This is a genomic window from Paracoccus marinus (assembly GCF_007018965.1).
GTDB lineage: Bacteria > Pseudomonadota > Alphaproteobacteria > Rhodobacterales > Rhodobacteraceae > Paracoccus > Paracoccus marinus.
This window is the reverse complement of sequence record NZ_VJYZ01000033.1, coordinates 37790-51162: the sequence shown is the minus strand read 5'-3', so window position 1 is coordinate 51162 and position 13373 is coordinate 37790. Positions and strand designations below refer to the sequence as shown.

Below are 13373 nucleotides of genomic sequence, written 5' to 3'. Positions count from 1 at the left end.
ATACCACCGCCCGACCCTGGCCCTAGCGCCGCTTCAGCCTTCCTTCGGCTTCTGCCGGTCCTTGTGCTTGGCCAGCGCCCCGGTCTGGCGCTTGTTCGAGCGGTCCTTGTAGGGGTTCTTGGCCCCCTGGTCGCGGAACGTCAGCCGGATCGGCGTCCCCGGCATGTCGAAATCGACCCTGAGCCCGTTCACGAGGTAACGCTGGTAGCTGTCGGGGATCTGGTCCACGTGCGTCGCCATCACCACGAAAGCGGGCGGCCGGGTCTTGATCTGCGTCATGTAGCGCAGGCGGATGCGGCGGCCGCCGGGCGCGGGCGGCGGATGCGCCTCGGTCATCGCGCTCAGCCACTGGTTCAGCCGCGCGGTGGAGACGCGGCGGTTCCAGACCTCGTGCGCCTTCAGGATCGCGGCGTGCAGGCGGTCCAGCCCCTTGCCGGTCCGGGCGCTGACGGTCACCAGCAGCGCGCCTTTTAGCTGCGGCAGCAGCCGCTCGAACGCCTCGCGCAGCTCGTTCAGCTTGTGGGGCTTGTCGTCCTCGAGGTCCCACTTGTTGGCGGCGACGACCACCGCGCGGCCCTCGGTTTCCGCGAAGTCGGCGATCCGCAGGTCCTGCTGCTCGAACGGGATCGCCACGTCCAGAAGGACGACGACAACCTCGGCGAAGCGCACCGCGCGCAGGCCGTCGGCCACCGACAGCTTTTCCAGCTTGTCAGTGATCTTCGCCTTCCGCCGCATGCCGGCGGTGTCGAAGATCCGCATCGGCGTGTCGAAGAACTCGGTCGTCACGCTGATGGAATCGCGGGTGATCCCGGCCTCGGGGCCGGTCAGCAGGCGGTCCTCGCCGATGATCTTGTTGATGAGCGTGGACTTGCCGGCGTTCGGGCGGCCGATGACCGCCAGTTGCAGCGGACGGGTGGCGGACGGGCGCCAGTCCTCGGCGCCCTCGCCGCTTTCGGCCTGCTCGTCGGTCAGCACGACGTCGGTTTCAGGCGCGATCGGCGCAGGCCGCGAGGCCTCGATCTCGTCGGAAAGCGGGGCGAGGATGCCGTAAAGGTCGTCGAACCCCTCGCCATGCTCGGCCGAGATCCTCAGCGGCTCGCCCAGACCCAGCGCATAGGCGTCAAGGACGCCGGACTCGCCCGCCCGCCCCTCGGCCTTGTTGGCGGCAAGGATCACGTGGCGCGCGCGGCGGCGCAGGATGTCGGCGAAGTATTCGTCGGCCGCCGTCACGCCCGCGCGCGCGTCGATCACGAAGAGGCAGATGTCGGCCTCGTCCACCGCGCGCTCGGTCAGGCGGCGCATGCGGCCTTGCAGGCTGTCATCCTCGGCCATCTCCAGGCCCGCGCTGTCGATCACGATGAAGCGCAGGTCGCCCAGGCGCGCGTCGCCCTCGCGCAGGTCGCGGGTCACGCCGGGCTGGTTGTCCACGAGCGCCAGCCGCTTGCCGACGAGCCGGTTGAACAGCGTGGACTTGCCGACATTCGGCCGCCCGACGATGGCGAGGGTAAAGCTCATCCGACCTTACCGGAACGCGTGCAGCTGGCCGTCGCGGCCGGTGACGTAAAGCGTGCCGCCCGACACGACCGGCGCGGTAGCCGCCCCGCCCGGGATCGCGCCCTGCCCGACGGGGGCGCCGGTGCGGGGATCGAAGACGCGCAAAAGCCCGTCGCTCGACGCCACGAACAGGCGGCCGCCGGCAAGGACGGGGCCGTAATGGGACACGATGCTGTCCTGCCGTCGCACCCTCTTGTCGGTGTAGTAGGGCAGCTGCACGGCAAAGATGCGCCCGCCGGTCGCGGCGTCAACGCGGACCAGCTGCGCCTGGTCGTTCACCGCGAACACGGACCCGCCCGCGACCAGCACGGGGCTGTTGGCGCCGTCCTCGTCGCTCCATTCCGGCAGGCCGGTGGCGAGGTCGAAGGCCGAGATGCGGCCCGACGACGACCCGGCGATCACCCGGTTGCCCGCGATGACCGGATCGCCGGTCAGGTCGCGGATAAAGGCGATGGCGCGGCCGCCGCGGTTGCCCGCGACCTGCGCGGTCCACAGCTGCACGCCGGTTTCGGTGTTCGCGGCCAGCAACTGCCCCGAGGCGAAGGGGAACACGACCGTGTCGCCGCGCACCGCAGGCGCCGACACGCCGGTCACGCCCGACTGGCCGGGGATGCCCGACACGGTCCACAGCACGCGCCCGTCGCTGGCGCGCACCGCCCAGCCGGTCGCGTCGCGGCCGACGACATATACGACGCCGTTCGCGACCGTCGGCGCGCCGCCGATCGGCGCATCGACCCGCTGGCGCCAGCGCACGCCGCCGGTCGCGGCATCGACCGCGACGAGTTCGCCGTAGCCGGTGGTCGCATAGACGGTGCCCGCGTCATGGGCGAGGCCGCCGCCCGACACGCTGTCGCCGGTTTCCGCGGGCGGGGTCAGGTCCGCGGTCCAGGCGGTGCCGCCCGACAGCGCCGTCGCGGTCACCCGCGCGCGGCTGTCGAGCGTAAAGACGCGCCCGCCCGCGACCACGGGATCGGCGGTGATGCGGTGACGGCGCGCGGCGGGCTGGCCGATCCGCGCCGACCAGATCCGACGTGTGCCGTCCGACAGGGTCGCGTGCGCCATCAGGTGGCTCGCGTTCGCGGCGCGCTGCGGCCATTCGAACGACTGCGGCGCGGCCAGGGACAGCGCGGTCGAGGAGACCGCGTTGCCGCCGACGACGCGCGGGCCGTCGGGCGACAGAACCTCGCGTGGGTCAAGGCGGGTGCCGGGCAGCTTGGGGTCGCGGTTCACGCAGCCCGCGACCGCCAGAAGCGCGCAGACCGTGGCGACGGTCACATTCAGCTTGGTCATCGCGGCATCCTTTCGGTCGACGGCCCGGCCGCGGGCACGATGCAAGGGAGAGCCGGCGCGCGGGCACCGGCGGGACGAAGGAAGGATCAGCCGGCAGGCGCGGGCAAAGGCGAGGCGGGCGCCGGGTCCGTTCCCGCGCCGGGAGGGTTGGCGGCGGGCAGGTCGGCGGCGGGCAGGTCGGCTTGGGACAGATCGGCGGCGGACAGGTCGGCGTCCGGCAGGTCGGTGCGGGGCTCGGGATCGACCCCCAGCGTGATCATCATCTCGGCCAGGCGACGGCGCATCGGCTCGGTCAGACCGTCCTTTTCCTGCACCTGCCGGATCAGCGCCACGGCGTCGTCGGGCCGGTCCGCGCCGACCAGCGCCACGGCCTTGAGTTCCAGCGCCATCAGCTCGAACGGCGCGCCCGTCGCGCTCAACGTCGCCAGCGCCGCGTCGCGGTCGGCGGGGTTCATCGCCGCGCCCTGCGCCAGCACCGATTTCAGCAGCGCGAGGTGCTGCAGCAGCCGGTCGTCGCCCGCCGCCTCGCCCGCCATGCTGGCGGCCGCCGCCAGCCGCTCACCCGCAGGGGCGACCGCGCCGGCCTCGACCTCGGCCCCGGCGGCGAGAAGATCGCGCAGGATCGCGCGATCCGCGCCCTGCGGGTCGATCGCGGCCAGGGCCTTGGCGCGTTCGGCCGGATCGGGCAGCGCCTGCGCGGCCACGACCGCATCGCCGAACAGCTGCGCCTTGGTATCGGTCCGGTTGCGCGCGAACTCGAACCACGCCGACGCGCCCACCATCGCCACGATCAGCGCGATCGCGATCCAGCCATAGCGGCGCATCGCCGAAAACAGCCGGTCGCGGCGAAGCTCGTCCGTGACCTCGTCGATGAAGCGGTCGTTCTGGTTGGCCATTCAGTCCCCGGCGTGCAGTTTCGCCCCTTCTACACACCGCCCGCCCGGTTTGCCAATCCGCGCAGTGGGATGGGCGCGGCCCCGCCTCGGCCCCCGCCTTCCCTGCCGCGGGGAACCCCCCGTCCGGGGGTTGCGTTCGACCGGAAGCCGCGCCAACCGTTGCGCCAGCGAAACCATCCCTCACCCCTCCGAAAGGACACGACATGGCCTTCACGCTTCCCGATCTTCCCTATTCGCACGACGCGCTCGCCGCGAACGGCATGTCGAAGGAAACGCTCGAGTATCACCACGACAAGCACCACAAGGCCTATGTCGACAAGCTGAACGAGCTGACCAAGGGCACCGAGTGGGAAAACGCCTCGCTCGAGGACATCGTGCGCGGCACCTACCAGGACGGCGCCGTCGCGCAGAACGGCATCTTCAACAACGCCAGCCAGCACTGGAACCACAGCCAGTTCTGGGAAATGATGTCGCCCAACGGCGGCGCGATGCCGTCGCAGCTGGAATCCGCGATCAAGGACAGCTTCGGCTCGGTCGAGGACTTCAAGAAGAAGTTCTCGGAGGCGGGCGTTGGCCAATTCGGGTCGGGCTGGGTGTGGCTCGTCAAGACCGCCGACGGCAAGCTCGAGGTCACCAAGACCGAGAACGGCGTAAACCCGCTTTGCAAGGGCCAGACCGCGCTTCTGGGCTGCGACGTGTGGGAGCATTCGTACTACATCGACTTCCGCAACGTGCGCCCGAAATACATCGAGAACTTCCTCGACAAGCTGGTGAACTGGGAAAACGTCGCCTCGCGCATGTGAGGCCACGCCCTTCCGGCCGACCAAGGGCCCGTCCGCAGACCGCGGGCGGGCCTTTCCACATGCGCGCTGCCGATCGCCCTTGCGGCCGCCCGCGAAGCGCCCCATCCAAGCGGGGCGAGAGGCGCACGGCAGGGGGGATCGCGATGCAGGACCGGACCAAGGGGATCCTGTCGATGATCGGCGTCTGCACGATCTGGGGCACCTCGGCGATCTTCTACCGCCTTCTGGCGCACGTCCCCCCGCCCGAGGTGCTGGCCCACCGCACGATCTGGTCGCTGGCGCTGTTCGCGGGCGTGCTGGCCTGGCAGGGGCAGCTCGGCACCCTGCGCGAGGCGCTGCGCCCGCCCCATGTCGGCCGGGTGGCAGTGGCGGCGCTGATGATTTCGGTGAACTGGGGCGTGTTCATCTGGTCGGTCCAGAACGGGCACGTCGTGGAAAGCTCGATCGGGTATTACACCTATCCGCTGGTTGCGGTCGCCTGCGGGGTCGTGCTGTTCCGCGAACGCCTGCGTCCCTTGCAGCAGGCGGCGGTGCTGCTGGCGGCGGCGGCGGTGGTGACGCTGGCGGTGGGCCTGGGCGCCGCGCCGTGGATCAGCCTGGCGCTGGCGCTGAGCTTCGGGCTTTACGGCGTGGTGAAAAAGGCGCTGCCGCTTGCCCCGGTGCAGTCGGTCACGGCCGAGGTGGTGCTGCTCGCCCCGTTCGCGCTGGGGTGGCTTGCGGTGGCGCATCTGCACCTGCTGCCGGGGCAGGGCCAGCCCGCCGCCTTCGGGTCGGACCTGAAAACGACGATCCTGCTGATCCTCGCCGGGCCGATCACGGCAATCCCGCTGATGCTGTTCGCGCGCGCGTCGCGGTCGGTGGACATGGCGACGGTGGGGCTGATCGGCTACCTGAACCCGACGCTGCAGTTCCTGTGCGCGGTGCTGCTGTTCGGCGAAGCCTTCACGCGCTGGCACGCCATCGCCTATGCGATGATCTGGTCGGCGCTCGCGCTTTACACGCTGTCAGCCTTTCGCGCGGTGCATGCCCGGAACCGGGACCTGCGGGCTGGCGTCGGCGGCTAGCGCGTCGCCCTGACCGGCGGCCAGCGCCTCGGCCCGCTGTTCCACCAGACCGACGATGTGGTCGATCATCTGCGCGTTCGACAGCTTGTGGCTTTGCTTGCCGGCCATGTAGACCATGCCGCTGCCCGCGCCGCCGCCGGTGAAGCCCAGATCGGTCATCAGCGCCTCGCCCGGCCCGTTCACGACGCAGCCGATGATCGACAGGCTCATCGGCGTCTTGATGTGTTCCAGCCGCTGTTCCAGCGCCTCGACGGTCTTGATGACGTCGAAGCCCTGCCGCGCGCAGCTGGGGCAGCTGATGATCTGGACGCCGCGGGTGCGCAGGCCGAGCGACTTCAGGATCTCGTAGCCGACCTTCACCTCTTCGACCGGATCGGCCGACAGGCTGACCCGGATCGTGTCGCCGATCCCCATCCACAGCAGGTTGCCCATGCCCACGGCGGACTTGACGGTGCCGCCGCGAAGGCCGCCGGCCTCGGTGATGCCAAGGTGAATCGGCGCGTCCGTCGCCTCGCCCAGCATCTGGTAGGCGGCGGCGGCAAGGAACACGTCCGACGCCTTCACGCTGATCTTGAACTCGTGAAAATCGTTGTCTTGCAGAAGCTTGATGTGGTCGAGACCGCTTTCCACCATCGCGTCGGGGCACGGCTCGCCGTATTTTTCCAGCAGATGCCGTTCCAGGCTGCCCGCGTTCACGCCGATGCGGATCGAACAGCCGTGATCGCGCGCGGCCTGCACCACCTCGCGGACCCGCGACGCGTCGCCGATGTTGCCGGGGTTGATCCGCAGGCAGGCGGCCCCCGCCTCGGCCGCCTCGATCGCGCGGCGGTAGTGGAAATGGATGTCGGCCACGATCGGCACCGGGCTTTCGCGCGTGATCTCGCGCAGCGCCCGGGTCGCCGCCTCGTCCGGGGTCGAGACGCGGACGATGTCGGCGCCCGCGTCGGCGGCCGAGATGATCTGCGCCAGCGTCGCCCGCACGTCCGACGAATCAGTGTTGGTCATCGTCTGCACGCTGATCGGGGCGTCGCCGCCCACCGGTACGTTGCCGACCATGATCCGGCGCGACTTCCGCCGCTCGATGTTGCGCCAGGGACGGATCGGGTTGAGACTCATGCGCCTGAAGCCTTTGCTGTGTCGCGCCAGAGATAGGCGCGCGGGCGCCGCGCAGCAACCGCGACGGGGCCATTCGTGCGCAAGACTGATCGCAAGGGCGCCGCCCGTGGCGGGCGCGGCGCCGCCGTTCAGGGTTCCCTGAGTCCGGCGGCGTCCTGCCGCGCGGTGTCGCCCGGCTGCGCCGCGTCGGCCGCACCGTCCACCGCCTCGTCGACGGACGCGCCCATCATCGGCGCGGCCGAGGCGACGGCGAACATCTGCGCCAGTTCGGGGTCCTGCGCCGGGTCGGCCGCGGCATAGCGCGCGGTCAGCGCCGACGGCGACAGCTCGACGTTCTTGACCACCTGCGGGCCCGGCGCGGCGGGCCCGTAGGTCTTGCCGTTCACCGCGAAGTAGATCGCGCCGGAATTGCCCGTGCGCAGCACCGGCGCCTGTTCCAGCTTGGGCAGGGGGAAGCGTTCGCCCGCGTCCAGCGTCTTTTCCAGGATCACGGTGCCGTCGGTCGAGCTGACCCGGACCCAGGCCGGGCGCACCGCCAGCAGTTCCAGCTGCGCGGTATCCAGCGCGACCGTGCGCACGCCCTGCTCGGGCGAGGCCGGCAGCTGCGGCCCGTAAGCCATCGCGACGCTGCCCGGCAGCGCCGCGACTTGGCCGGCGGCGGGTCCGGCACCTGTCGTCCCGCCCGGCGCGGGCACCGCCTCGACCGGCGCCTGCGCCGTCTGGATGACGGGGGCGGCCGGGTCGGGCAGGCCCGGGTCGATCGCGGCGATCGGGCCGTCGCGCGGCGTCATCACCGGCGCTTCCAGCGCCTGCGGGCGGTACAGCCGGTCCAGCGCCTCGGGCTGGGACAGGCTCACCGCGGCGGTGTCCTGCGCCAGTTCCGGCGAGCGCACTTCCTGCACCGGGTCCAGCGCCGCGACGATGCCGGGCGACTGGTCGGACGGGGTCAGGCGGACCTTCTGCACTTCCTGCAGCACCGACCAGCCGCCAAAGCCCAGCGCCGCGGCCAGCGCAATCATGACCATCAGCGATCCGACGGCCCGCGGCTCGATGCTGGACCAGAAGCTTTCGGGCTGCGGGATGAACAGCGCCTTTGGGTTCGCCAGCGCCTCGACCGGGTCCGAGGGGCGGCGCTGCGGACGCGGGCCAGACGCGGCCGGCGCCATGCCGTGGGTCGGCTGGAACCCCGATTCCTCGCAGAAGCGGCGGAAGGTCCAGTCCGTGTCCATGCCAAGATAGCGGGCATAGGACCGAACGTAGCCGGAGATGAAGCTGGGCGCGTCGAAGGCCGAGATGTCGCAATTCTCGATCGCGGCGACGTAGCTGGCGCGGATCCGCAGTTCCCGCTGCACGTCCAGCAGCGACTTGCCCAGCGTGGCGCGTTCGCCCCGCATCATGTCGCCAAGGCGCATTTCAAAGTCGTCGAAGCGCGGGGCCGAAGGCACCGCACTGGAATTGTCGTTCGCCGGACGTTCTGTCCGCATCCCGATCATCTGCGCCTGTCCCATAACACCTGTCAGCCAGTAACGCCCCAACGGCGAATCTGACACATTTTCATTAAGGGATTCTTATCACGCAGCCGAGAGCGGAACACCCGCTGATTGCATCAGGCGACCGCGTGGGCGCGATTCAGCGCACAACGTGACCAAAGCGCATCCATCGCCCGCACCAGCCGGTCGATCTGGGCCGCATCGTGAACCGGCGACGGCGTGAAGCGCAGCCGCTCGGTCCCGCGCGGGACGGTGGGGAAGTTGATCGGCTGCACATAGACGCCGAACTCGGCCAGCAGCATGTCCGACAGCATCTTGCAGTGCACCGGGTTGCCGACATGCACCGGCACGATATGCGTGCCCCGGTCGTCGATCGGCAGGCCAAGCCCCCGCAGCCGCATCTTGAGGATCCGCGCGTGCAGCTGCTGCGCGTCGCGCAGCTTCTGCCCTTCGGCCGTCTTGAGGAACGCGATCGACGCCGCCGCCCCCGCCGCCACCGCGGGCGGGATCGAGGTGGTGAAGATGAAGCCGGGCGCATAGCTGCGGATCGCGTCGCACATCCGCGCCGACGCGGCGATGTAGCCGCCGAACACGCCGAACGCCTTGCCGAGCGTGCCGTTCACGATGTCGATCCGGTCGGCCAGCCCGTCGCGTTCCGCCACGCCGCCGCCGCGCGGGCCGTACATCCCGACCGCATGAACCTCGTCCAGGTAGGTCAGCGCCCCGAACTCGGCCGCGAGATCGCAGATCGCCCCGATCGGGCCCTCGTCGCCGTCCATGGAATAGATCGATTCGAACGCGATCAGCTTCGGCGCGTCCGGGTCATCGGCGGCCAGAAGCTCGCGCAGGTGGGCCACGTCGTTGTGGCGGAAAACGCGCTTCGCCCCGCCCCCGCGCTTGATCCCCTCGATCATCGAGGCGTGGTTCAGCTCGTCCGAATAGATCACGAGGCCGGGCAGCAGCTTTTGCAGCGTCGACAGCGTCGCGTCGTTGGCGATGTAGGCGGACGAGAACACCAGCGCCGCTTCCTTGGCGTGCAGGTCCGCAAGCTCGCGTTCCAGCCGCTTGTGATAGACCGTGGTGCCCGAGATGTTGCGGGTGCCGCCCGAACCCGCGCCGGCGGCGTCAAGCGCCTCGTGCATGGCCGCAAGCACGACCGGGTGCTGGCCCATGCCCAGATAGTCGTTGCCGCACCAGACGGTGATTTCCTGCTCGGTCCCGTCGGGGCGGGTCCAGACCGCCTGCGGGAACCGGCCCTTGCGCCGCTCGATGTCGATGAACGTGCGGTAGCGGCCCTCGTCGTGAAGCCTGCCCAGCGCGTCGTCCAGCGCGGCATCGTAGTCCATCTGCGTCCCCTTGCGTCTTTGGCTGGGTGCGATCATCGTCCGACCGCCAACGTGGTGGCATTAGATACGCGCCGACGCGCGCGTTTGACACCCCTAAAGATCATTTCTGCGACCAATGGGCGCAGCGAGAACCTGATGAAAATACTTGGAAAGGCGGGACTATGAACGATGGCGCAGCGCTGGACCACGTCCTTCAACGGCTCGACGCGAACCTGCCCGAGGCGCTGGAACGGCTGAAGGATTTCGTCCGGATCCCCTCGGTCGGGACCGATCCTGCCCACGACGCAGACACCCGCCGCGCCGCCGAATGGCTGTGCGCGCAGCTGCAGGACCTGGGGTTCGAGGCGGCGGTCCGCGACACCACCGGGCAGCCGATGGTGGTGGGTCGGTCGGCCCCGGGCGGGGCGCGCTCGATCCTGTTCTACGGCCACTACGACGTGCAGCCGGTCGATCCGCTGAACCTGTGGGACCGCGATCCCTTCGATGCCCAGGTCGAGGACACGCCGCAGGGACAGGTCATCCGCGGCCGCGGCGCCTGCGACGACAAGGGCCAGCTGATGACCTTCGTCGAGGCGATGCGCGCGTGGAAGGAAGTCCACGGCGCCGTGCCAGCCGGTCTGATCCTGCTGTTCGAGGGCGAGGAGGAATCGGGTTCGCCCAGCCTGCGCCCGTTCCTGACGGAAAACGCGGACGAGCTGCGCGCCAGCCTCGCGCTGATCTGCGACACCTCGCTTTACGCCGACGGCCGCCCCGCCATCACAACCCAGCTGCGCGGCCTGATGGGCGACGAGATCGTGATCCGCGCCGCCGACCGCGACCTGCATTCGGGCAGCTTCGGGGGCCTTGCCGCGAACCCGATCCAGATCCTCGCCAACGCGCTTGCGGCGATGAAGGACGATCAGGGCCGCGTGACCCTGCCGGGCTTTTACGACGGCGTCGAGGAGCTGTCGAACCAGCTTCGCGCCGACTGGGACGACCTGGGCTTCGACGCAAGCGAGTTCCTGTCGCGCGTCGGCCTGAAGGACCCGGTCGGCGAAAAGGGCCGCACCGGGCTTGAGATGGTGTGGGCGCGCCCCACGTTCGAGATCAACGGCATCTCGGGCGGCTACGCGGGCGAAGGCTTCAAGACAGTGCTGCCAGCCGAGGCGCGGGCAAAGGTCAGCTGCCGCCTCGTCGCCGGGCAGAACCCCGACCGCGTGCGAGAGGCGCTGCGCGACCACGTCCGCCGCTTCGTACCCGCCGACTGCACGGTCGAGTTCCACGGGCACGGCAATTCGGGCGCGAGCCGGATGGACGTGTCGGACCCCGCGTTCCAAGCGGCCCGCGCGGCCCTGTCCGAGGAATGGGGCCGCGAGGCCGCCTATATCGGCGCGGGCGGGTCGATCCCGATCGGCGGCGACTTCCAGGAGATCCTGGGGATGGATTCGATGCTGATCGGCTTTGGCCGCGACGACGACCGGATCCATTCGCCGAACGAGAAATACAACGTCGAAAGCTTCGCCAAGGGCGCCCGCAGCTGGGCGCGGATCATGGCCCGGCTGGCGTGACGTTTCCGGCATGATGCGGGCGGGGTGATGCGGTCGGGCGAAGTCGGGCGCGGCATGCCGCCGGTCGCGCGCTTCATCACGGCAAGCGGAATGACCAACCTCGGCGACGGGGTGGCGGTCCTTGCCTGGTCGTGGACCGCGTCGCTGCTGACCCGCGACCCGCTGCTGATCGCGCTGACGGCCGTGGCCCTCCGCATGCCCTGGGTGCTGTTTTCGCTGCCTGCGGGGATCGTCGCGGACCGGATGGACCGGCGCGTGCTGATCGTCCGCATGGACGTTCTGCGCGCACTGGCGTTCGCGGCCGTTGCGGCGGCGCTCTGGTCGGCGATGCCGCTAGCGCCGCCACCACGGGACGGCGTGTCTGCGCCGTGGGCTTACGCAGCGCTGCTGGTTGCGGCGGCGGTCGTCGGGATGGCCGAGGTTTTTCGCGACAACGCCGCCCAGACGATGCTGCCCTCGCTCGTTCCCGACGCCCGGCTCGAATCGGCGAATGGACGGCTTTGGAGCGTCGAGATGATCGGCAATTCCCTTGCCGGTCCACCGTTGGGGGCACTGCTGGTCGCCGCGTCGCTGCCGTTGCCGTTCGCCTTCAACGTGGGTGCCTATGCACTGGCGGCGGTGATCGTGGGCGGCATGGCGCCCGCCGCACCGCCTGCACGCAAGGCGAACGACTGGCGGGCCGAACTGGCCGAGGGGATCGCGTTCCTGCGCGGATCGCCGCTGCTGATGCTGCTGGCCTGGGTGACGGGGCTGTGGAACCTGCTGTTCCAGATGCTGTCGATCGCGCTGGTCCTGCACGTGCAGGACAATCTGCGCCTGCCCTCGTCGGTCTACGGGCTCGTGCTTGGCGCGGGCGCGGTCGGGGGGATCGCAGGCGCGCTGGCGGGCGAACGGGTGGTGCGTGCGATCGGCCCGGCCCGGGCGGCGCAATGGTCGCTGCTCGCGACTGCGCCGGCCTGCGCCGCGGTCGCGCTTTCGCCCGATGCGTGGCGACTGGGGCTGACGCTCGCGTTCTTCGAGGCGGCCGGAATGGTCTGGAACACCGTGGCGGTGACAGGCCGGCAGCGGATCGTGCCGAATGGGCTTCTGGGCCGCGTCAACAGCGCCTACCGGCTGCTCGCGTTGGGCATGATGCCGGTCGTGCTGCTGCTGTCGGGTCTGGTGGTGCGAGCGCTCGAGGTTGTGGTCGCGCGCGAAACTGCCCTGACCGCGCCGTTCTGGATCGCGGCGGCGGGCGTCGCGCTGCTGACGGTGGCGAGCTGGCGGCGGCTGGGCGACGCGCTGTCGCGGCCTTTGCTGCCCGCAACGCAGACCCAAGCCGAGCCAGCGCCCTGAAACGCTGAAGGGCCGCCGTGGGCGACCCTTCGCGTCATTCATCGAACGGGACGATCAGGCCGCGCGGGACGTCAGGACCAGCTCGACCTTCTTCTGCGCGCCGCCCTCGTCCATGCCGCTAACCACGGCGACCTCGCGGGTCAGGCGGTCCAGCGCGGCTTCGTACAGCTGGCGCTCGGAATAGCTTTGCTCGCGCTGGTCGTCGCTGCGGTGCAGGTCGCGCACGACCTCGGCGATCGACAGCAGGTCGCCCGAGTTGATCTTCTGTTCGTATTCCTGCGCGCGGCGCGACCACATCGCCCGCTTGACGCGGGCCTTGCCCTTCAGCGTTTCCAGCGCGCGGTTCACCATGTCGGGCGAGGCGAGGCTGCGCATCCCGATCTCGGTCGCGCGGGCGGTCGGCACGCGAAGGGTCATCTTGTCCTTTTCGAACGAGATCACGAACATCTCCAGCCGCAGCCCGGCCACTTCCTGTTCCTCGATCGACACGATACGACCGACGCCATGCGCCGGGTAGACGACGAAATCATCGGGGCGGAATTCGTTCTTCTTGGTCTTCGTCATCAGTCATCCTTCCAGGTGGCACCCGTGGGGAGCGGGCGCAAAAAGCCCCGGACGGGTCACCCCGCCCCGGGTCTTGTTGATCTTGTCGCAAAGGTCCGGCCGGGCAGACGGCAGGACCGGGCAGTCCGACCGATCCGAAATGGCTAGCCGCCATGTCGGACCGGGCTTGTGTGCGATTCTTGTAACACGAATCGGCGCCTGAAACAAAGAAAATCGGTTGACATCCCGTAGCGTCTGGTCCGTGGACGCGCCCCCGCCCGCCGGTCCGCAGGGGCCGCCGCAGCAAGCTTCACGGCGATTCCGATCTTGTCGTTCGGCCGCCGCGGCGGTTAGCGTTCGCCTGCCGCCTTTTCCGCCGTATCCAAGGG

General features: G+C 69.9%; 11 protein-coding genes. 4 read left to right on the top strand and 7 right to left on the bottom strand.

All coding sequences use genetic code 11. The features are described 5' to 3' along the window. Nucleotides 1-33 precede the first annotated feature (33 nt). From der to FNF32_RS12425, 3 genes are all read right to left on the bottom strand, one after another. Nucleotides 34-1515: a ribosome biogenesis GTPase Der gene (der, locus tag FNF32_RS12435; protein WP_131674011.1), complete on the bottom strand. Its 1482-nt coding sequence runs from the start codon at nt 1513-1515 to the stop codon at nt 34-36. Between the two features lie 6 nt (nt 1516-1521). Beyond that, the gene (locus tag FNF32_RS12430; protein ID WP_131674012.1) at nt 1522-2844 is read right to left on the bottom strand and encodes an outer membrane protein assembly factor BamB family protein; all 1323 of its coding nucleotides are present in this window, start codon (nt 2842-2844) and stop codon (nt 1522-1524) included. An 86-nt stretch (nt 2845-2930) separates the two neighbouring features. Then, nucleotides 2931-3740, bottom strand: coding sequence for a tetratricopeptide repeat protein (locus tag FNF32_RS12425; RefSeq protein WP_131674013.1), 810 nt, complete (start codon nt 3738-3740; stop codon nt 2931-2933). A 203-nt stretch (nt 3741-3943) separates the two neighbouring features. Between FNF32_RS12425 and FNF32_RS12420 the strand changes: the two genes are divergently transcribed. Both FNF32_RS12420 and rarD read left to right on the top strand, forming a co-directional pair. Further along, nucleotides 3944-4543, top strand: coding sequence for a superoxide dismutase (locus tag FNF32_RS12420; RefSeq protein WP_131674014.1), 600 nt, complete (start codon nt 3944-3946; stop codon nt 4541-4543). Nucleotides 4544-4686: 143 nt separating this feature from the next. Next, nucleotides 4687-5607 carry an EamA family transporter RarD gene (gene rarD / locus FNF32_RS12415; RefSeq protein ID WP_131674015.1) on the top strand — a complete coding sequence of 307 codons (921 nt, stop codon included), beginning with the start codon at nt 4687-4689 and terminating at the stop codon, nt 5605-5607. Here the strand turns inward: rarD and ispG are convergent. The 3 genes from ispG to hemA form a co-directional block, all read right to left on the bottom strand. Then, nucleotides 5548-6723 (bottom strand): flavodoxin-dependent (E)-4-hydroxy-3-methylbut-2-enyl-diphosphate synthase, encoded by a 1176-nt coding sequence (ispG, locus tag FNF32_RS12410; RefSeq protein WP_131674016.1) that lies wholly within the window; start codon nt 6721-6723, stop codon nt 5548-5550. The genes rarD and ispG overlap by 60 nt on opposite strands. A gap of 128 nt (nt 6724-6851) precedes the next feature. Next, nucleotides 6852-8216, bottom strand: a complete 1365-nt coding sequence (locus tag FNF32_RS12405) for a helix-turn-helix domain-containing protein (protein WP_131674033.1) — start codon at nt 8214-8216, stop codon at nt 6852-6854. 113 nt (nt 8217-8329) lie between these two features. Further along, the gene (gene hemA / locus FNF32_RS12400) at nt 8330-9559 is read right to left on the bottom strand and encodes a 5-aminolevulinate synthase (protein WP_131674017.1); all 1230 of its coding nucleotides are present in this window, start codon (nt 9557-9559) and stop codon (nt 8330-8332) included. Nucleotides 9560-9720: 161 nt separating this feature from the next. Between hemA and FNF32_RS12395 the strand changes: the two genes are divergently transcribed. Both FNF32_RS12395 and FNF32_RS12390 read left to right on the top strand, forming a co-directional pair. Next, nucleotides 9721-11106, top strand: coding sequence for a dipeptidase (locus FNF32_RS12395; RefSeq protein ID WP_131674018.1), 1386 nt, complete (start codon nt 9721-9723; stop codon nt 11104-11106). Between the two features lie 90 nt (nt 11107-11196). Next, nucleotides 11197-12441: an MFS transporter gene (locus FNF32_RS12390; protein ID WP_246087827.1), complete on the top strand. Its 1245-nt coding sequence runs from the start codon at nt 11197-11199 to the stop codon at nt 12439-12441. 54 nt (nt 12442-12495) lie between these two features. Here the strand turns inward: FNF32_RS12390 and FNF32_RS12385 are convergent, their stop codons facing one another. Beyond that, a complete protein-coding gene (locus FNF32_RS12385; protein WP_131674019.1) occupies nt 12496-13005 on the bottom strand; it encodes a CarD family transcriptional regulator in 510 nt (169 codons plus the stop codon). Nucleotides 13006-13373 lie beyond the last annotated feature (368 nt).